22 protein-coding genes and 1 riboswitch are annotated in these 17,679 nt (G+C 34.4%); all 22 genes read right to left on the bottom strand.

Annotated features, from left to right (window positions below; translation table 11 throughout):
• Positions 1 to 2 precede the first annotated feature (2 nt).
• The gene (gene cbiQ / locus C7P63_RS04360; RefSeq protein ID WP_125942925.1) at positions 3 to 683 is read right to left on the bottom strand and encodes a cobalt ECF transporter T component CbiQ; all 681 of its coding nucleotides are present in this window, start codon (positions 681 to 683) and stop codon (positions 3 to 5) included.
• Positions 670 to 963, bottom strand: coding sequence for an energy-coupling factor ABC transporter substrate-binding protein (locus C7P63_RS04365; RefSeq protein ID WP_125942926.1), 294 nt, complete (start codon positions 961 to 963; stop codon positions 670 to 672). Before C7P63_RS04365 ends, cbiQ begins: the two co-directional genes overlap by 14 nt.
• Positions 963 to 1,676: an energy-coupling factor ABC transporter permease gene (locus C7P63_RS04370; RefSeq protein ID WP_125943080.1), complete on the bottom strand. Its 714-nt coding sequence runs from the start codon at positions 1,674 to 1,676 to the stop codon at positions 963 to 965. Before C7P63_RS04370 ends, C7P63_RS04365 begins: the two co-directional genes overlap by 1 nt.
• Before the next feature lie 23 nt (positions 1,677 to 1,699).
• A complete protein-coding gene (locus C7P63_RS04375) occupies positions 1,700 to 2,425 on the bottom strand; it encodes a cobalt-factor II C(20)-methyltransferase (RefSeq protein ID WP_125942927.1) in 726 nt (241 codons plus the stop codon).
• 1 nt (position 2,426) lies between these two features.
• Positions 2,427 to 3,203, bottom strand: a complete 777-nt coding sequence (locus C7P63_RS04380; RefSeq protein WP_125942928.1) for a sirohydrochlorin cobaltochelatase — start codon at positions 3,201 to 3,203, stop codon at positions 2,427 to 2,429.
• Positions 3,200 to 4,645, bottom strand: coding sequence for a uroporphyrinogen-III C-methyltransferase (cobA, locus tag C7P63_RS04385; RefSeq protein ID WP_125942929.1), 1,446 nt, complete (start codon positions 4,643 to 4,645; stop codon positions 3,200 to 3,202). Before cobA ends, C7P63_RS04380 begins: the two co-directional genes overlap by 4 nt.
• 2 nt (positions 4,646 to 4,647) lie before the next feature.
• Positions 4,648 to 5,391 (bottom strand): precorrin-6A reductase, encoded by a 744-nt coding sequence (cobK, locus tag C7P63_RS04390; RefSeq protein WP_125942930.1) that lies wholly within the window; start codon positions 5,389 to 5,391, stop codon positions 4,648 to 4,650.
• The gene (gene cobJ / locus C7P63_RS04395) at positions 5,388 to 6,113 is read right to left on the bottom strand and encodes a precorrin-3B C(17)-methyltransferase (protein ID WP_125942931.1); all 726 of its coding nucleotides are present in this window, start codon (positions 6,111 to 6,113) and stop codon (positions 5,388 to 5,390) included. The genes cobK and cobJ overlap by 4 nt, the downstream gene beginning before the upstream one ends.
• A gap of 4 nt (positions 6,114 to 6,117) precedes the next feature.
• On the bottom strand, positions 6,118 to 7,164 hold the full coding sequence (locus C7P63_RS04400) for a cobalt-precorrin 5A hydrolase (protein WP_125942932.1): 1,047 nt from the start codon (positions 7,162 to 7,164) through the stop codon (positions 6,118 to 6,120).
• Entirely contained in the window at positions 7,164 to 7,928 is a 765-nt protein-coding gene (locus tag C7P63_RS04405; protein WP_125942933.1) for a cobalt-precorrin-4 methyltransferase, read from the bottom strand. The genes C7P63_RS04400 and C7P63_RS04405 overlap by 1 nt, the downstream gene beginning before the upstream one ends.
• The gene (locus tag C7P63_RS04410; protein ID WP_125942934.1) at positions 7,929 to 8,486 is read right to left on the bottom strand and encodes a decarboxylating cobalt-precorrin-6B (C(15))-methyltransferase; all 558 of its coding nucleotides are present in this window, start codon (positions 8,484 to 8,486) and stop codon (positions 7,929 to 7,931) included.
• Positions 8,476 to 9,084: a cobalt-precorrin-7 (C(5))-methyltransferase gene (locus tag C7P63_RS04415; protein ID WP_125942935.1), complete on the bottom strand. Its 609-nt coding sequence runs from the start codon at positions 9,082 to 9,084 to the stop codon at positions 8,476 to 8,478. The genes C7P63_RS04410 and C7P63_RS04415 overlap by 11 nt, the downstream gene beginning before the upstream one ends.
• Positions 9,081 to 10,205 carry a cobalt-precorrin-5B (C(1))-methyltransferase CbiD gene (gene cbiD / locus C7P63_RS04420; RefSeq protein ID WP_125942936.1) on the bottom strand — a complete coding sequence of 375 codons (1,125 nt, stop codon included), beginning with the start codon at positions 10,203 to 10,205 and terminating at the stop codon, positions 9,081 to 9,083. The genes C7P63_RS04415 and cbiD overlap by 4 nt, the downstream gene beginning before the upstream one ends.
• 2 nt (positions 10,206 to 10,207) lie before the next feature.
• Positions 10,208 to 10,852, bottom strand: coding sequence for a cobalt-precorrin-8 methylmutase (locus C7P63_RS04425; protein WP_125942937.1), 645 nt, complete (start codon positions 10,850 to 10,852; stop codon positions 10,208 to 10,210).
• A 19-nt stretch (positions 10,853 to 10,871) separates the two neighbouring features.
• Positions 10,872 to 11,831 carry an adenosylcobinamide-phosphate synthase CbiB gene (gene cbiB / locus C7P63_RS04430; RefSeq protein ID WP_207852966.1) on the bottom strand — a complete coding sequence of 320 codons (960 nt, stop codon included), beginning with the start codon at positions 11,829 to 11,831 and terminating at the stop codon, positions 10,872 to 10,874.
• On the bottom strand, positions 11,831 to 13,192 hold the full coding sequence (locus C7P63_RS04435; RefSeq protein WP_125942939.1) for a cobyrinic acid a,c-diamide synthase CobB: 1,362 nt from the start codon (positions 13,190 to 13,192) through the stop codon (positions 11,831 to 11,833). The genes cbiB and C7P63_RS04435 overlap by 1 nt, the downstream gene beginning before the upstream one ends.
• Before the next feature lie 6 nt (positions 13,193 to 13,198).
• The gene (locus C7P63_RS04440; protein ID WP_165863769.1) at positions 13,199 to 14,092 is read right to left on the bottom strand and encodes a GHMP family kinase ATP-binding protein; all 894 of its coding nucleotides are present in this window, start codon (positions 14,090 to 14,092) and stop codon (positions 13,199 to 13,201) included.
• Positions 14,073 to 15,152, bottom strand: a complete 1,080-nt coding sequence (cobD, locus tag C7P63_RS04445) for a threonine-phosphate decarboxylase CobD (protein ID WP_243640794.1) — start codon at positions 15,150 to 15,152, stop codon at positions 14,073 to 14,075. The genes C7P63_RS04440 and cobD overlap by 20 nt, the downstream gene beginning before the upstream one ends.
• A gap of 23 nt (positions 15,153 to 15,175) precedes the next feature.
• Complete coding sequence (locus tag C7P63_RS04450) at positions 15,176 to 15,676, bottom strand: ECF transporter S component (RefSeq protein ID WP_125942942.1); 501 nt, start codon at positions 15,674 to 15,676, stop codon at positions 15,176 to 15,178.
• A 172-nt stretch (positions 15,677 to 15,848) separates the two neighbouring features.
• Positions 15,849 to 16,029, bottom strand: a riboswitch (cobalamin riboswitch).
• A gap of 600 nt (positions 16,030 to 16,629) precedes the next feature.
• Positions 16,630 to 16,950, bottom strand: a complete 321-nt coding sequence (locus tag C7P63_RS04455; protein ID WP_125942943.1) for a DUF1292 domain-containing protein — start codon at positions 16,948 to 16,950, stop codon at positions 16,630 to 16,632.
• Positions 16,951 to 16,978: 28 nt separating this feature from the next.
• The gene (gene ruvX / locus C7P63_RS04460) at positions 16,979 to 17,401 is read right to left on the bottom strand and encodes a Holliday junction resolvase RuvX (protein WP_125942944.1); all 423 of its coding nucleotides are present in this window, start codon (positions 17,399 to 17,401) and stop codon (positions 16,979 to 16,981) included.
• The gene (locus C7P63_RS04465; RefSeq protein WP_125942945.1) at positions 17,398 to 17,667 is read right to left on the bottom strand and encodes an IreB family regulatory phosphoprotein; all 270 of its coding nucleotides are present in this window, start codon (positions 17,665 to 17,667) and stop codon (positions 17,398 to 17,400) included. Before C7P63_RS04465 ends, ruvX begins: the two co-directional genes overlap by 4 nt.
• Positions 17,668 to 17,679: the final 12 nt, after the last annotated feature.

Genomic DNA, 17,679 nt, shown 5'->3' on the forward strand with positions numbered 1-17,679 from the left:
ACTTAATGTAAGGGAAAATCACCTTGAAAATACTTCATCTCAAGGGAAACTACCATTTTTTCATACCGATCAAAACTTTGAACAAATAATACTTTTAAAAGCAACCCAAAGGAGTGATAGCTAGTTTTTAACGTTCTAAAACCGTAACGCATTTGCTGAGCATGATAGATGTTGGCTGTTTCTTCTATTAAAATGAAAATAAACCGATACATTAACATCGTAATTTCTATTAAGACACTTGGTAAGCGACATTTTTTTAATAATAATAGCATTTGGTTAAATGGAACACTAACTGAAAAAAGGAATGTGCAAGCTAAACACCCTATTGCTCTAAAAAATAAAGAATAAGCCATTGGTAAGGCTTCTTGATTAAGCCCCATATATTTGCCAAATACAGATACAGATACTAATAAATTAGTATCTGTATCTGTTACTGAAAAAATAATCGTAATAAAGCTAATTAAGATAAAAGGAAGAGGTAACAATATCCATTTAACGTAACGCTTAATAGTTATATTTGCAGTATAGATGGTTACTACTGCTAAAATGGCAAATAAAGTAGCTTGTATCAAAGGAGTTCCTTGAAACATTAAAATCAAAAGAACTAAGTAAGCAATTCCCTTTATTTCTGGTGCCACATTAACCAATTTGCTTTGATAAGCAATTCGATCAATTGATAACATCTTTGTTTTTACCTTTATAGTAGCCAATGATATAAGCAATAATTCCTACACCAATACTTCCTTGCAAGGTGAATAATAAACTTTCAATTTCTCCACTTTTTGGTTCTAAAAAAGCATCAAACCATGGTTCGTAACTTGGAGAAATACTTGTAATCATTTCTTCTGCTGCATCATCTGACCCACCAAATTCTCCTTGAGGTTTGATCATTAATGCCCCAATCACCAATATAATAATAGCAACTAACATAATAAGATTTGCTTTTGTTTTATTTGTTTTCATTATTGTAAAAGTCCTCCTTCAACTTTCATGCTTGAAGTTAATAAGTTATAAGTAATCACTGTTAAAAGACCTTCAGCAATACCAATTGGAATTTGAGTTAATAAGAAAATTCCCATAAATTTAGTAATAGATCCTACCATACCTGTAGCTGGATCTGGGAATACAATACCTAATTGAATAGATGTTGTTAAATAAGTAGCTAAGTCAGCAATAAACGCACACATAAATAGACTAACTGCATCACTTGCATTCATTTTTTTCATTAATTTATAAATACCATATCCAACGAAAGGTCCTACTACTGCCATTGAAAAAGCGTTAGCGCCTAAAGTAGTAATACCACCATGAGCTAAAAATAGAGCTTGGAATAATAAACAAATAGTTCCTAACACACTAATCACAGCTGGTCCAAAAAAAGTTGTTCCCAAACCAACACCTGTTGGATGTGAAGTAGATCCTGTTACAGATGGAATTTTTAAAGCAGATAAAATAAAGATAAACGCACCACTTAAAGCTAGTAACACTTTATTTTGTTTGTTTTCTTTCACAATGCGTTTAACACTCATTAACCCATAAATAAAGAAAGGTAAGAAAGCGATGTACCAAAAAATACACCAACCCATTGGTAAAAATCCTTCCATAATATGCATAGCATAAGCTTTCTTAGGTAACATTAATGTGGTTAAAAGAATTCCTGCCACACCTAATTGCATTAATTTTGTTATTAATTTTTTCACTAGACTCTCTCCTTAAAACTTTCTTGTGTTTTATAAACGATAATTGTTGAATAATAAGATATTTTTTGACTAGGATCTAATTCAGATAATCCTTTTGTCACTACTTCATTTTCCATTGAAGCATTACTAATTAAAACTGCTTGATCTAATAAATTTTCTTTAGTTAACAAAGCCATTATTTTCTCTAAATGAGGGGCTGCTTTCATAATCACAATCGTAGAAAAATCTGTTAAAGCTTGAGAAATTAATTCGTCAGAAGCAGTAGATGGTACCACTGCATAGCTTTCATCATCCATAACAAGTGGAATTTGTAGTGAGTTAGACATTTGACAAAAAGAAGAAATACCTGGAATAGTTTCCGTTTCGATTTGATCTTTTAATCGATTAAGTAAGTAGCTATAAGTGCTATAAACCATTGGATCTCCTAAAGTAATAAATCCTACTTTCTTACCTGCCTTAACTTCTTCTAAAATTTCATTTGCAATAGCATCCCAGGCTTGTTCTTTGACTGACCAATCTTTCACCATAGGAAAATGACGTTGTTTCACAACTAAATCTTCTCTAACATAAGGACTAACAATACTTAACGCCAAACTTTTAGTTCCTTTTTTAGGCTCAGGTGTATATAAACAATCAATTTCTTGTAATACTTTTTGCCCTTTAATTGTCAATAAATCAGAATCTCCAGGACCTGTTCCTATGCCAAAAAATTTACCTACTCCCATATTAGTTGCCTCTTTCTATTGCTTGTTCAGCATGCTCTAAAAACATTTGTTGAATGCTTGTAAATTCACCCATTCCTTGTAAAACAGGTGTCACTTCAAAACCTTCTTGTTGTAATTGAGATTTCCAAGAATCTGGTTCATTTGAAGCCATATCATTGGTTGCATGATCACCTGCAACTAGCATAAGTGGGTACAACCAAACTTTTTCGATTTTATCTTGTTTCAATCGGTCCATAATTCGACCAATCCCAGGATAACTTTCAACAGCACAAACATAAATAGGCTCATCTAATACTAAATGATCCAAACAAGCATATGCGGTAAAAGCAGAATGCTGAGTGCCATGTCCCATTAAAACAATAGCTTCTCCAGGTTGTTTATCTTGTTTTAATTCTTTTAACCAATCTACAACACCTAAATAGTCTTCAAAACTAGTCAAAAGTGGTTTTCCAATTTGAATCACATTAAAATCTTTTTCATAACGCTTAGCTTGTTCTACTGCTTTAAAATACTCACTGCCATTAATAATATGTAAAGGCTGCATGTAAACTTCTTCGTATCCCGCTTGTTTCAATTGTTTCATTAATTGATTAACAGTCGGAACAACCAAGCCTTCTTGCTGTTTGATTTTTTTAATAACCATATTAGATGTAAATGCTCGGTAAACATCATACTCTTTAAAATGCTCACTCATTTTGTTTTCTACAGCTTCAATGGTTTTTTGTCGTGTTTCTGGGTAGCTAGTTCCAAAGCTAACCACGATTAGTGCTTTTTTCATTTGTTTACCTCCTTTATTATTTTTTCGATAACACTAGCTAATGTTTTTTCAGCTGTGTATATGACAGGAATTCCTTGTGCTTCAAACACTTGTCCAGTAATGCTTCCCATTACCACAATTTTTTTATCTGCTAAATCTGTTAACTCTCGAGGATTTAGCTCGTTAATAAATAACTTAGCCCCTTTAGAGTTAGGGAAAAAGAGAATATCTGGTTCTTGCCAACTTGCTTCATCTAAATGAAGTAGTCGTTCTTCATGAGTAGTCCAAATGTTTGGGACCTTTTTATCTAAGCCATCAAAAACCTCAGTCATTTCTTTACTACCGATTACTTGAGTATCAGCTAGTAAATTATCTGATGTTTCTGACAAAAACTCTTCGATTGTGGCATAACGCTCTGTTGGTAAAATACCTTGCTCGTTTAATCGTTTTTCTGTATGATGACCTACTGTTAAAAACAAAGTCTGACTAAAATAACGCCAGTCTTTTTCTTCCTGAATCATTTGTTTAACAAAATAATCAATACTAGTAGGGTTAGTAAAAAGAATTCGACCTTCAGCATTATAACTTTTATTTGTCTCAGCTAAATAGCTAACTTCTACAGGCTTAGAAAACTCGTGCACTGTTGCTCCTTGGTCAATTAATTGATGATACATCACTTTTTGATGGGTATAGGGCATCCCTACACTTTTACCAAATAAGGGACGTTCTTCGATAAATTTTAATTCATCTCGTAAACTAACTACTCCCCCCATAACAATCAAGCTAGGAGAACTCATACCTGCTTCTGTGGCTACTTCGTAGATATTAGCCAACGTTCCTGTGACAGTTCGTTGTTCTTTTCGAGTTGCCCATTGAACAATTCCTACAGGTGTTTTAGCATCTTTGCCATTCTCTAATAGATGATTTGTTATCGTTTCTAACTCACTCATCCCCATTAAAAATACAAGTGTGCCTTCCATTTTAGCTAGCATTTGCCAATCTAGTTCACTATCTTTTGATTTTAAATGCCCTGTTACCACATGAAAGCTTGAAGCAAAATCTCGGTGGGTAATAGGAATACCTGCATAAGCTAAACCGCCAATAGCAGAAGTTACACCAGGAATAACTTCAAAATCAATCCCTTGCTGTCTTAACGAAATGCCTTCTTCTCCGCCACGACCAAATACATAAGGATCCCCACTTTTCAGACGAACAATTTTTTGAGCCTCGTTTGCTTTAGCAATCATTAACTGCTCAATTTCTCCTTGAGGAATAGGGTGATGATTAGGCTTTTTCCCAACATCAATTAATTCACAGCCTTCCTTACAAAAATTAAGCAAGTTAGGGTTAACTAATCTGTCATAAAAAACAACATCTGCTTCCTTTAATTTTCGTAAGGCCTTAACGGTTAATAATTCTGGTTCACCAGGGCCAGCACCTATTAATGTTACAGTTCCTTTCATTCTTACAATCCTCCACAGTATGCCACTACATCGCTAGTTTTTTGAAAAATTAATGGATACTCTATTTTTTCACGTTTAATCACAATACAAGGAATATTTAATTCCTGACAAGCTTCTATTTTTTCTTTTAAACCACCAGCAGGACCACTTTCCTTAGTAATCATGACACTGGCTTGTTCTTTTTTTATCAGCTCTTTATTTAAGTCTTTTGAAAAAGGTCCCCGCATTCCTTGAATTTGATGAGCTTTAAAACCTAAATTTTCAACAGATGTGATGACTGAAATAGTTGGTAAAACTCGGGCAACCAAGCGGTCCATAGGTAAGAGACTAGCAAATTCACCTAAAGTTTTACTGCCAGTTGTTAAATAAATCGTACCTGGTATCTTTTTAGCAATTTGACAAGCTTCATCAATAGAATCAACTGGTAGGGTATTATCCAACGTTGAGCTAGGTCGTTCAAAGCGAATATAGGGAATAGCTGCTTTCTGACAAGCAGCCATGGCTGTTTTAGACGCAATCGTTGCAAAAGGGTGGGTTCCGTCAATCAGTAAGGTTACTTGATTAGCTAAAATATATTGACACATAGCCTGTTCATCCATTCGTCCCTCAATCACATGCGAAACTTTCTCTTTGGTCAGTCGATACCCGTAATCAGTTGCTACAGAGACTACCACTGAAAAACCAGCCTGCTCTAATTGAACTGCTAAGTCAGTTCCATCAGAAGTCCCACCTAACAATAAGATCATACAGTATATCCTCTTGGGGTAATCATTCGACCGTTAGAAACATACGTATCTTTATTCCCAATAATGACGATTGTGGTCATATTAACAAGAGTTTCATCTAACTCTTCAATGGTAGTGACAATGACTTGTTCTTTACTTCGTCCCACATCTTTAGCAATTCCGACCACTGTTTGTTTGTCTTTATATTGAGACATAATATCTAATGCTTTTCTCAAGTGATGAGGACGTCCCTTACTTCGTGGATTGTATAAGCAAATGACAAAATCTGCTTCAGAAGCTGCATGAAGTCGTTTTTCAATCACTGGCCATGGCGTCATTAAATCACTTAAACTAATATGACAAAAATCATTCATTAAAGGAGCACCTAAAATTGCAGCTCCTCCTAAACTAGCTGTTACACCAGGAATCACTCTTACTTCTAACTCTTTTTCTTGACTAGAAATTAATTCTAAAATTAATCCTGCCATTCCGTAAACCCCAGCGTCACCGCTTGAGATTACCGCTACATTTTTTCCTGTCATTGCTATATCAATAGCTTTTTGACAACGATCAATCTCTTGTTTCATTCCTGTACAAACAATTTCTTTTCCTTCAGTTAACTCTTGAACTAATCTCATATAAGTAACATAACCTACGATAGTCTCACAACTTTTAATAGCTTCTTGTGCTTCAAAGGTCATTTGTTCTTGACCACCAGGGCCTAATCCTACTACGTATAACATCTTGTCAATCCTTTCCTAGTGCAAAAGTCACCCCACGATTAGCATATCGCTCAGTCAATACCTGACCATGACTAGCTAAATCTGCAGCTGACAATGCAACGTTTCCTACCCCAACGATTGATTTAACAAAATCTGATTGAGGGTATTTTTCTGAAACAGGCAATAATTCTTCTTTTGTATAAGTTTCAAAAGGAACAGCTAAGTGTGTCGCTAACTTTATTATGCCTGCTTCATTTTTTTTAAGATCAATACTAACTATTTTTTGAATACTTTTCTGATGAATATGGTGAAGGTTACAAAACTGAGTAAATTCTTCTAAGATAAGGGAAAAAGAAGTGTCTTTTTTAGCCCCCATTCCTAATACAAAACATTTAGGAACAACTTGAACAGCATGGGAAACTAGTGAGTCGATTTGATAAGGAGAAACAATGATGACTGCCTCATATTGTGATAAATCTTCCTCTAAATGGTTGATCACCGTCAAGCCTCTAGTATCTTTTACCCAACTTCCTTCTTGATAAATAGCCACAGGTCGATGATTAGCTAATAAACCGTTGATCCATACCGTTACCTGTTTAAACTGATCATAGGAGCCATTGATTTGTTTAGCTAAACTATCAATCGCTGTAACATTTTGCACATCTGTAGCTGTCGTAATCACCGCAGTACAGCCTATATGCTTCTCTAACAGCCTAGCCAGTTCATTACCTCCACCAATATGACCTGATAATAAACTAATAGCAAATTGACCTAACTCATCCATAACAATCACGCCAGGATCTTGCCGTTTGTCCTTTAATAACGGGGCAATACTTCTAACGACAATTCCTGTTGCCATAATACAAATTAGCCCTTCATAAGCTGAAAATAGTTCAGGCATGCTAGTAGTAAATCGACCACTAGGAAATTCTTTTTTATCTGATTGTTGAATTTTTTTAGAACCATATAAATCAATTTCCATAGAAGAATCCACTTGTTGTAATGTTGTTCGAACCTGTTGACCTGTTAAAAAGGCTGTTTCAGTCAAAGTTATAATCGCTATCTTTTTCATTAATCTTCCTTAGCGTCTCGGTAACCATGTTTAAAGTGGGAATCATATAATTTAGAATAATAAAATTCTTGACCTAAGAAATCCCCCACCATAATTAAAGCTGTTTTAGTAATACCTGCTTCTTGTACTTTTTCAGCAATATTAGCTAATGTGCCAATAACTTTCTTTTCTTCAGGCCAAGTCGCTTTGTAAATAACTGCTACAGGAGTTTCTTCAGGATAACCTCCTTTAGTCAACTCTCTTACTACTTGATCAATCGAATGAATAGATAAGAAAATAACCATTGAAGTTTGGTGTTGTGCATATGATCGAATGCTTTCTTTAGAAGGAACTGGAGTTCTTCCTGCCATTCTGGTAATAATCACACTTTGAGATACTTCAGGCACAGTATATTCCACACCTAAACTAGAAGCTGCTCCAAGGAAAGAACTAACTCCTGGTGTACACGTAAAATCTAAATCACGTTTTTTCATTTCTTCTGTTTGTTCTCTAATAGATCCGTAAATAGAAAAGTCTCCTGTTTGTAGACGGACAACTTCTTTTCCTTCTTTAACACCTTTTTCCATAGCCTCGATAATTTCTTCTAAAGACATACTTGCACTGTCATAAATTTCGCAATCTTCTGAACAATACTTTAATAGTTCTGGATTAACTAGGGAGCCTGCATAAATGACCACCCCTGCTTCTTGTAATAACCGGTATCCCTTTAATGTAATTAAATCTGGATCACCAGGTCCTGCTCCTACAAAGTGTACATGTGCCATTTATTTAACCTCTTTCTTTGCTTCAATAATTGTGACTGGATTAATTGGTTTATAGTAATGCCCTTTACCTAATCCTGTTAACTTGCCAATTTGAACTTGAACTGCTTCATAAGAGATTTCGTGCTGTTCAAACCATTCAAATGCAGCAAAGGCATTTTCTTGTAATATAAAATTTAAAACTAAACGGCCACCTGGGATTAGATGGTTAAAACTCCAAACTAAAATATCTTCCAGATTTCCACCACTACCGCCAATAAAAATAGCATCATATTCTTCCTCTAAAGAAATAGGGGCTTTCCCTTGAATAATACGTAAATTATCTGTTTTAAATTTGTCTTTATTTTGCTGAATTAAATCGACAGCTTTTTCTTTTTCTTCAATAGCTGTGACTTCTAAATCTTTATATAATAAACTAGCTTCAATAGAAATACTCCCTGTACCTGCTCCGACATCTAATAGACGGTGGGCTTTTTCTAGTTGTAACTTTCCAAGACTAATCGTTCTGACTTCTTCTTTAGTCATTGGAACTTTCCCTCTTATAAAACACTCATCTTTCATCTAACATCACCACCACATTCATTCCATATTCTTTTTGTAATACTTGATTAGCCTGGGTAAAACTAATGATTTCAGTTGGATAACTTAAATTTTCACCAATAATCATTTGTTTATTTTTACCTCGCTTTAACATTTCTTGAGCCAATTCATATGGGCCAAGTTTGTCATCAGTAACCATCGCAACTTTAGGTAAACTCGCTAATAAATCTAGGTCAGGTTGTTTACCGTGACTACTAGTTAAATAGCAATCATTCATAGAAATTTGTGCTTGGCTAAATAAATATTGGATAGAGCTAATACCTGAAAAAATTTGAACTTGGTCAGAGGGAAAACTGCGACTAACCCAATTGCCAATACCGTAAAGCATTGGATCTCCAGAAGCTAACAAACTAACCATTAAACCTGTATGAGTTTGTAAATAATCTTTTAGCTCTTGAAACTTTTTAGGTAAAATCATTTTTTCTCCAACAAATTCTTTTGGAACTAATTCAAGCTGCCGACAACTCCCTACAACAACATCAGATGCTAGTAAGGCATGCAAACTGGCAGGTAAGAGAAAATCCCCTTCACCAGGACCGATTCCTATCACATTTATCATTGCCATTCCTCCATTAATTCAGCTACTGGCCGAGTTGAAGCTAAATAACCTCGTTTCGATGAAAAAAGGACTACATCAATCGCAACTTCAGGCTCTCCGTACTTCAATAAACGACTAGATCGTTGCTGAATTTTATCAGCAATAATTTGATAAACTTGTTCATAGCCAAGTTCTTCTATAATATCTCCTGCAGATTCTGTTGTTTTACACTCTTCAATCCGTTTTAAATCTGGAACAGGCATTCCAAGCAAAGCCAAATTAGCGATAAGTGTTTCAGTTCTAGCATCTGCATCTTTACTATGAGTTGAAAAAATACCCGCTGCAATTTTAATAAATTTGCCTAAGTGACCGACCATTAAAATTTTTGTAAAGCCGATACGCTGTACTTCTTTTAACACGTAACCTACAAAGTTACTCATAGAAACAATTTTATCAGAGGGAATATGAAGCTCATTTACAGCAAAATCTTCCCCGTAATTTCCTGGACTTAATACCACACTAGTTAATCCTTGTTTATGTTTCATCTCTAGTTCAATCGTAATCGCACTTTTCCAGCTTTCTTCTGACATAGGTGTGACAATACCCGTTGTGCCTAAAATAGAAATACCTCCGACAATACCTAAATGACCATTCATGGTCTGTTTAGCAATTTGTTCGCCTTCAGGTGCAAACACAATCACCTCTGCTCCGTTATTTGGACCAATAATCTGTCTCACACTGGTTTCAATCATTTGACGAGGGGTTGGATTAATAGCCGCAAAGCCAACTGGTTCTAACAAACCTTCTTGGGTAACTCGGCCAATGCCTACACCACCGTCAATTAAAATATCTGGTGTAGAAAGCTTTTTAACAGTGACATAAATTAACATGCCATGAGTAGCATCTGCATCATCCCCACCATCTTTTCGAACACTAGCTGTCGCACTTTCCTCATCTCTTTCCAAAGTTTCGATAGGAATATGTAAGGTAATATCATTTGGTGTAGTAATATTAACTGACTCATGTTCTTCATCATGAAATAATAACAAAGCTGCTGCTGTAGCTGCCGCTGTAGCACAACTACCTGTTGTATAGCCTTTTCTTAATTTTTTACCGTTATGATACACATAGCCTTGTTCCATTGTTAACGAACTCCAGGCATTTGATATAAAATAGCATTCACAATCGCCGCTGCAACGTTACTTCCGCCTTTTCGGCCCCGTGCTACAATAGCAGGAATATCACTGGTATATAAAGCTTCTTTGGACTCTGCTGCACCTACAAACCCTACAGGAACACCAATCACAGCTGAAGCATGCAACTTATGTTCTTCTGTCATCTCTAACAATTTAAAAATAGCTGTAGGAGCATTGCCAATCACAAATAATTTAGCTCCTTCTTTTCTACTAGCTACTTCAATTCCTGCCATTGAGCGAGTTATTCCTTTTTCTTTAGCAATGTTGATAACTTCTGGATCTCGAATGTAACATTCGTATCCTATTCCAAGCTTATCCAATGCCCGTTTATTAATTCCACTTAATGCCATTGTAGTATCTGTAAAAATCGTTCCTTTTTGTTCCATAAATGTTTGGATATGACTTAACACATCATGAGTAAATTGCAAGTTGTCTAAATAATCAAAATCAGCACTTGTATGAATTGCACGTTTCACAATCATTTCTTCAGCCTTTGAATTAAATGTATAATCAGGTCTCGTTTCTTCTATAATTTGTTGAATAATACGAAAACTTTCTTCTTCGATTCCCATTGGATTTTTATTGTAAGCCATGTTTGTCCCTCTTTCATCTTTATCTCATTATCCATAACCATTTCAAAGCACTTAAACAAACCAAACTTACTAAAGATGTAACAAACAGTAAGTGATTCATTCGGATAATATCTTGGGCATCAGCTGGCCTTAAATCATCTCCAATAAAAGGTTTACTTACTTCTACTCCATGATAAACATGGCTACCTCCTAGTTGAATGCCTAAAGCTCCTGCCGCTACTGCTTCTGAATAGCCACTATTTGGACTTTTATGATTCAAACGATCTCGCCAACCTATTGTTAAGGCTTGACGACTATCTAATCTTAATAACCAACTACCGATTATCATAAAAAACATCGTTAAACGAGCTGGAATAAAATTCCACCAATCATCCATTTTAGCTGAAACCAACCCTACTTCTTTATACTTAGGTGTGACGTAGCCTACCATGGAATCTAATGTGTTCACTGCTTTATAGCTCATTGCCAAAACAGGACCCCCTATTAATAAAAAAAATAGCGGAGCAACAACACCATCTGCTGTATTTTCCGCAACTGTTTCAATCGTTGCATGAATAATTTCTTCTTCAGTTAATTGAGACGTTTCTCGCCCTACTATCATACCTACTTGTTGTCTCGCATCTTCTAAAGAGCCAGTTGTTAAGGTTTGATAAATTTTTTCCCCTTCAACTGCTAAACTCTTAGTCGCTAAAGTGGTATAACTTATATAAACTATTACGGCTATTTGAACCCCTTTATGAATAAAACCTGCAAGCCAGATAACTAGCCAAGTAACAATAGCAGTTAGTCCAACCGTTGTTATGAACAACAAGCCGCCTCTTATTTTCTTTTGCTTAGCAGTTAAGTCTGTTTGACTTAGCCATTTTTTTTGAAAAAAACTGATATAATTGCCAATTAATTTAACTGGATGGGGCCAAGTATATGGATCTCCTAAAATTAAATCTAAGACCCAAGCAAGCCCTGCACTTATTATTCCTATCATTGTTTACGTTCCTTTTGAATAGTCTGTAACATATTTTCAACAAAATAAGGTTGTTGATAAAAGTGTAAATGAAGATAACTAGCAAATGTATTTTTCTTATGATAACCACCACGCCAAGTAGCAATTTGTTGATTATCTCTTTTTTTAATCATTTCCATACTTGTTGGTTCACTCGTTTCAAAAACTGAATGATGAAATTCATGTCCGTATAACTTGTCTCCAGTTTGACCTAACAAAGTATCTTCTTCTAAAACTCCATAACAATAACCAAAGCGTTTCAATCTATCGGTCATATGACTAATTCCGTCAAAAACACCTACCATTGGATAACTTTTCTCAGCTACTTCAAGAGATCGACCTAAATACATCAAGCCACCACATTCTGCTAAAATAAAAGCCCCTGCTTCATGCTTTTTCAGCAATTGCTCTCTAATAGCCTGATTATCTGCTAACTCTTTAGCAAACTCTTCTGGATAACCGCCTCCTAAGTAGTACAAATCTGCTTCAGGTAATGTTATATCCTTTAGAGGACTAAACTCACGTAACTTAACCCCATATTTTTTTAGTAACTCTAAATTATCTGGGTAATAAAAGTGAAAAGCAGCATCATTGGCATAAGCCACTGTTATTTCTGAAAAATCAGGATAAATAGGTTCTTCATAGATAACTACTTCATCTTGAAGAGAATCTAAAATCCCATCTAAGTCAACAGTTTCTTCTAAACGAGTAGCTACTAATGAAATTTTATCTAGTACATCTGCTAACTCCCTGTCAGGAACTAAACCTAGCTGACGAGAAGGTAATGACAAACTAGTATCTTTTTTTAAGTAACCAAAGACTTTTGCTGTCGTATAAGTTTCAATAGCTGTTTTTATCAGTTGGTAGTGGTTAAGAGAGGCAACATTATTAACGATGACTCCTAAAATATCTAAATCACTATCAAACTCTAAAAAACCTTTAACTACTGCAGCAACAGAAGTTGAAGCAGATTTACCGTCCACCACTAGTAATACTGGACAAGCTAGCTGCTTAGCTACTCCTGCACTTGAACAATAATCTTTACTAATACCAAAGCCATCGAATAATCCCATGACTCCTTCAATCACTGCTATATCAGCCAAATGAGCTTCTTTCTTAAATAATTGATTCAATGTTTCTTTTTCTTGAACTAAAAACATATCTAAGTTTCTAGAGGCTAATTCTGTCACTCGTGTATGGTATTCTGTGTCTACATAATCTGGTCCCACTTTATAAGGTTGAACCTTTAACCCTCTATCAATCAAAGCTTTCAATAACCCAAGAGTAATGGTTGTTTTACCTGAGCCACTAGATGTGCCGGCTACCATTATTTTTTTCATAACACTTCAATCCTCCAAACTATTCACTGCTAGATGTGCTCCTTCATAACAAGTCGTCAAACAAGTTGTTCGAGGATAAACATGGTTTAATCCTTTTAATCTGACTAAAGTTTGCAAAGGTTGCAGTAAACCTAAATGTTCAAACATTAGCCCTACTACAGTTCCGCTATGAGCCACATTAATACCTAACAAAGGAAATTCTTCTTTCAACTCTAACAGTTGTTCAAATTTCGGTTTCTTTAAAATATTTTGATTAAGTTTAGCGCTTTCTGTAGCGGCTTTTCCTAGTAACGACAGACTTTGCGTTTGAACTGCTTGATCATATACTTCAAAGACTTGCTGAAAAGAATGACGTTGTTCGTAAAACAAAGTATCAGTTTGAATACCGTGAAATTCTTCTGTCACTAAGGTTTCACTTGGTTCTAGCATCAACACATAAAATTTAGGTCGCCAACCACTGCTTAACTGACAATGTCCAGAATTTTGAGCAAAAAGGGTTAGACTAGGAAATAGTAAACTGTCAGTAGCTTCTATCTCTAAACAAATTTGTAGTAGCAAATCAAAGGGTAACTTTTTTTGGAAATAAGCAGCTAAAGCTGTTACCGTCGCAGCTATATCTGCTGTACTGCTAGATAACCCTTTTGCTTCAGGCAACTCACTTTCCTTCTTAATATTAAGGTGGTTAAGTTGTTCTAAGGGAATTGATAAATACTGACAAGTTAATTGTGCTGCCTGTTTCATCTTAGGTTGCCAATCATGTTGATTACCATTTACTTGATCTTCTATGGTAATCGTTGTATAACGATTGACACCGTAGCTCACTAACTTAGATGTTTGACCTAAAAATCCTTGAATTAATTCTCCACATGAACCAGGACATTTAGCAATCACTTTTTTCATGAACAATCTCCTGTATCGCTTTAACCAATCCTTTATTTTCTTCATGTGTCCTCACAGCAATTCGGTAATAAGTTTCCTTTAGACCTTTAAAAGTTTCACACGTTCTAATTAAGTAACCATTAGAAATTAACTCAAGTCTTAAATCAACATTGCCTAGCCATTTAAAAAATAAAAAATTAGTGTCACTTGGATACATTTCTATAGTTGAAATAGTAGATAATTCTTTTATTAGATAACGTCGCTGTTCTTTGACATAGCTTAGTGATTCTTCTAAATACTCTTTATCTTGTAAAGCTACTTGCCCAGCTAAAGATGCTAAAGTATTAATATGCCAAGGAGGACAAGTTTTATTTAACTGATCAATAACTAGTTCATTACTAGTTAACAAATAACCTAATCTTAAACCAGGGATAGCAAATATTTTAGTCAATGAACGAACAATGTACAGCTGGGAATATTGGTCTAAATAATCCGCTAATGAGCACTCTTCATCTATTATAAAATCCATAAAAGCTTCATCCATCACAAGTAATATATTAGCTTGTTGACAAAAATCAAGTAAACGTAAGCTGTCTTCTTTTGCTAATACTTGTCCTGTTGGATTATTAGGATTACACAAACAAATACTATCCACCTGAGCAAGTTTAGCTTGTTCTATAAACTGCTCAATGGATAGGTTAAATTGATTGTCCTCTAGTGAATAGTAACTAAACTCTGTACCTGTTTGAGAAAAAGCTGATTCGTATTCTGAAAAAGTAGGTGCTAGAACTAACATTTTTTGAGTTTCTAGTACTTGGGGCAAACTATAAATGATTTCAGCTGCCCCATTTCCTACAAAAACTTGAGAAGCTAAACAATTATGGTACTGACTAATCGCTTCCGTTAATTCTCGGTAGCGAATGTCAGGATAATGTTTTAATTGATCGATATTTTGAATAATAGCTTGTTTAATACTTTCAGGGATACCTAACGGATTAATGTTGGCACTAAAATCAATAATGTCTTGTGTAGCTAATCCATACTGTTCAGCTATTTCTAAAATATTCCCACCATGCTGCATAAATATTCACCAATTCCTTATGTTTAATTATGTGTTGTCATCAATTGTTTAAATTTTTTTGGTAACATCACATAGACAATTTCTGTTAAAAATAGATTGGCTACTGTTCCAATTGTCAATGGAACAAATAAACCATAAACTGCTTTTCCAATCATTGGATATAGTAGTAATAAATCTAGTGGCACATTAATAATGTAGGCAACAAGTAGTGAAACAATCACTGAAGTTAACGTGCCTTCTTTCCAATTACAACGAATCCAACCGTATGAAAACATACAAGCAGCCATCAAAGTTGCAATAATTAAATGAATAGGAAGAGTTAAAGCAAAGCCAGATAAAGCAGCAGATACCATATGTCCAAAAAAGCCAATGACTGCACCTGATACTGGACCTAAAATAATCGCTCCTAAAAACGCAGGGAAAGAATCTAATGCGATAGATCCTAATACTTTAAAATTAGCACCTACAATACACATAGCAATTAATAAAGCTTTTAACGTTAAATTATTTGTTCTTTTTGACATAATACTCCTCCTATAATTTATATTGAAATAATGGGTATAAAAAAACAGCATAGAATATTGGCTTTGAAAAGGCTAACATTCTATACTGTAAAGACATTTATCCTATAAATGATGAAACACTTATTTGGTAAATCTATCACAATAAAAACAATCTTCCCAATCCAATTATTTTATTTGGCTAGTTAGCATAGATATCCTGACTTAACTTCATCCTACTTTCTCGCCTTCCCTAAATTAAACTAAGTGGCTTGCTGAGATTTCGTCCGTCTTACAGTAGAAAGGGGCTGCTGAGGATTCTCACCTCATTCCCTATCCTAACTTGACTATTTAATTATGTGCTCATTATAGTCAAAATATAAATAAAAACACAGTAGTTAAACTAAAGTAACCAATATTTTATTAGGTTATAAATTTGTGAAAACAAAATCTTATTAAACAGATATGTTTTCACACCCCATTATTTTGAGTAACTAATAAAAGTTATTTTTTTTATAACTTTTTATATAAAAATGTATAAAGAAGCAACTTATTATCTTCTTAACCAATAGAATTAAGTTACTACCTCACATATTATAAGCTTTTCATAACTTAGATAATAAAACTTATATGCATATCTTTCATTTTATTTTGTTATGTTGTTTAATTTAAAGGCTCTAAACTTTGTACTTTTCTTTCTTTTATCTCTTTATTCTAATTTATTAACTGAGCAAAATATTACTAATCATAAAAATCCTAACAAAACAAAAAAGTATTAGTCAGAAACTTGTTTTATAAAAGATTTTTTCTTATATATCTAGTAAAAGGAGCTAGAGCTTCTCTTTTTTGCATTCTCACTCATGGTAGTTAGTGACCATTTTACAAAGGAGAAAAAAATTATTTAGCTAATAGTTAAAAAGGACGAGAACTTTATCAAAAAAAATATAGCTAACGGATTAATCCGTTAGCTATATTTGTTAACCTTCTTGTTCTTCTACGAAAGCATTGAAAACTTCTTCAATCATATCCCATTCTTCATCGCTTTCAATATTTCGAAGGTCACCTTCTTTACCAGATTCTCCTTCAATATATTCATACGCTAAAAGTTCTACTTCTGTTTCATCTTCATCTTCTGCTGCTCCAGCTGGGAAAAGTAAAACATATTGTTTATTAGCAAAATCTTCTTCCCCATCAATAGTTAACAGAATTTCATAAAGAGATTCAGTTCCGTTTTCATCTACTAATGTAATGTATTCATGTTTGTGCTCGTGATCATGATGATCGTGTTCGTGTGCCATATTTATTCCTCTTTTCTTTAAGTGTTTGTTAGTAAGCTTTTCTATCTAAATAATTTTGAAGTATCATCACTGCAGCTAATTTATCAATCACTTTTTTACGTTTACTACGAGATGTATTCGCTTGCTCAATCAACATTCTTTCAGCTTGAACAGTGGTTAAACGCTCGTCTTGATACTCTACTGATAAGTGAAAAAGTTCTTCCAGCTGTTTCCCGTACTCTAAAGACGCTTCTGCTCGTGGACCAATTGTATTATTCATATTTTTAGGCAAACCCACTACAATTTTATCTACTTTATACTGATTAATCAACTCTTCTAAACGATCAAAACCAAAATATTGATTTTGTTCATCTATAGGAATAATTTCAATGCCTTGTGCAGTCCATCCTAATGGATCACTTATGGCAACACCAACCGTTTTGGAGCCTACATCTAATCCTAAAATTCTCATAATTGCTCCTGTCCTTGGTCAGATAAATAACTTTTAACAAGTTCTTCCATTATTTCATCTCTTTCATGACGACGAATTAAATTACGAGCATCTTTGTAACGTGGAATATATGCTGGGTCTCCAGATAATAAATAACCAACAATTTGATTAATTGGGTTATAACCTTTTTCCTCAAGGGCGTTATAGACAATGGTTAATGTCTCTTTGACTGCTTGTTTATGAAAATCATCAAATTCAAAGCGAACTGTTTCATCTGTAAAGCTCATTATCTCCACCTC

This window comes from Vagococcus humatus (assembly GCF_003950325.1).
Lineage (GTDB): Bacteria > Bacillota > Bacilli > Lactobacillales > Vagococcaceae > Vagococcus_C > Vagococcus_C humatus.

What these genes read in the sequence shown, in the direction of transcription:
- cbiQ (WP_125942925.1), bottom strand. Translation starts at nt 683, where the DNA reads ATGTTATCAATTGATCGAATTGCTTATCAAAGCAAATTGGTTAATGTG.
- C7P63_RS04365 (WP_125942926.1), bottom strand. Translation starts at nt 963, where the DNA reads ATGAAAACAAATAAAACAAAAGCAAATCTTATTATGTTAGTTGCTATT.
- C7P63_RS04370 (WP_125943080.1), bottom strand. Translation starts at nt 1,676, where the DNA reads ATGCAATTAGGTGTGGCAGGAATTCTTTTAACCACATTAATGTTACCT.
- C7P63_RS04375 (WP_125942927.1), bottom strand. Translation starts at nt 2,425, where the DNA reads ATGGGAGTAGGTAAATTTTTTGGCATAGGAACAGGTCCTGGAGATTCT.
- C7P63_RS04380 (WP_125942928.1), bottom strand. Translation starts at nt 3,203, where the DNA reads ATGAAAAAAGCACTAATCGTGGTTAGCTTTGGAACTAGCTACCCAGAA.
- cobA (WP_125942929.1), bottom strand. Translation starts at nt 4,645, where the DNA reads ATGAAAGGAACTGTAACATTAATAGGTGCTGGCCCTGGTGAACCAGAA.
- cobK (WP_125942930.1), bottom strand. Translation starts at nt 5,391, where the DNA reads ATGATCTTATTGTTAGGTGGGACTTCTGATGGAACTGACTTAGCAGTT.
- cobJ (WP_125942931.1), bottom strand. Translation starts at nt 6,113, where the DNA reads ATGTTATACGTAGTAGGATTAGGCCCTGGTGGTCAAGAACAAATGACC.
- C7P63_RS04400 (WP_125942932.1), bottom strand. Translation starts at nt 7,164, where the DNA reads ATGAAAAAGATAGCGATTATAACTTTGACTGAAACAGCCTTTTTAACA.
- C7P63_RS04405 (WP_125942933.1), bottom strand. Translation starts at nt 7,928, where the DNA reads ATGGCACATGTACACTTTGTAGGAGCAGGACCTGGTGATCCAGATTTA.
- C7P63_RS04410 (WP_125942934.1), bottom strand. Translation starts at nt 8,486, where the DNA reads ATGAAAGATGAGTGTTTTATAAGAGGGAAAGTTCCAATGACTAAAGAA.
- C7P63_RS04415 (WP_125942935.1), bottom strand. Translation starts at nt 9,084, where the DNA reads ATGATAAATGTGATAGGAATCGGTCCTGGTGAAGGGGATTTTCTCTTA.
- cbiD (WP_125942936.1), bottom strand. Translation starts at nt 10,205, where the DNA reads ATGGAACAAGGCTATGTGTATCATAACGGTAAAAAATTAAGAAAAGGC.
- C7P63_RS04425 (WP_125942937.1), bottom strand. Translation starts at nt 10,852, where the DNA reads ATGGCTTACAATAAAAATCCAATGGGAATCGAAGAAGAAAGTTTTCGT.
- C7P63_RS04435 (WP_125942939.1), bottom strand. Translation starts at nt 13,192, where the DNA reads ATGAAAAAAATAATGGTAGCCGGCACATCTAGTGGCTCAGGTAAAACA.
- C7P63_RS04440 (WP_165863769.1), bottom strand. Translation starts at nt 14,092, where the DNA reads ATGAAAAAAGTGATTGCTAAATGTCCTGGTTCATGTGGAGAATTAATT.
- cobD (WP_243640794.1), bottom strand. Translation starts at nt 15,152, where the DNA reads ATGCAGCATGGTGGGAATATTTTAGAAATAGCTGAACAGTATGGATTA.
- C7P63_RS04450 (WP_125942942.1), bottom strand. Translation starts at nt 15,676, where the DNA reads ATGTCAAAAAGAACAAATAATTTAACGTTAAAAGCTTTATTAATTGCT.
- C7P63_RS04455 (WP_125942943.1), bottom strand. Translation starts at nt 16,950, where the DNA reads ATGGCACACGAACACGATCATCATGATCACGAGCACAAACATGAATAC.
- ruvX (WP_125942944.1), bottom strand. Translation starts at nt 17,401, where the DNA reads ATGAGAATTTTAGGATTAGATGTAGGCTCCAAAACGGTTGGTGTTGCC.
- C7P63_RS04465 (WP_125942945.1), bottom strand. Translation starts at nt 17,667, where the DNA reads ATGAGCTTTACAGATGAAACAGTTCGCTTTGAATTTGATGATTTTCAT.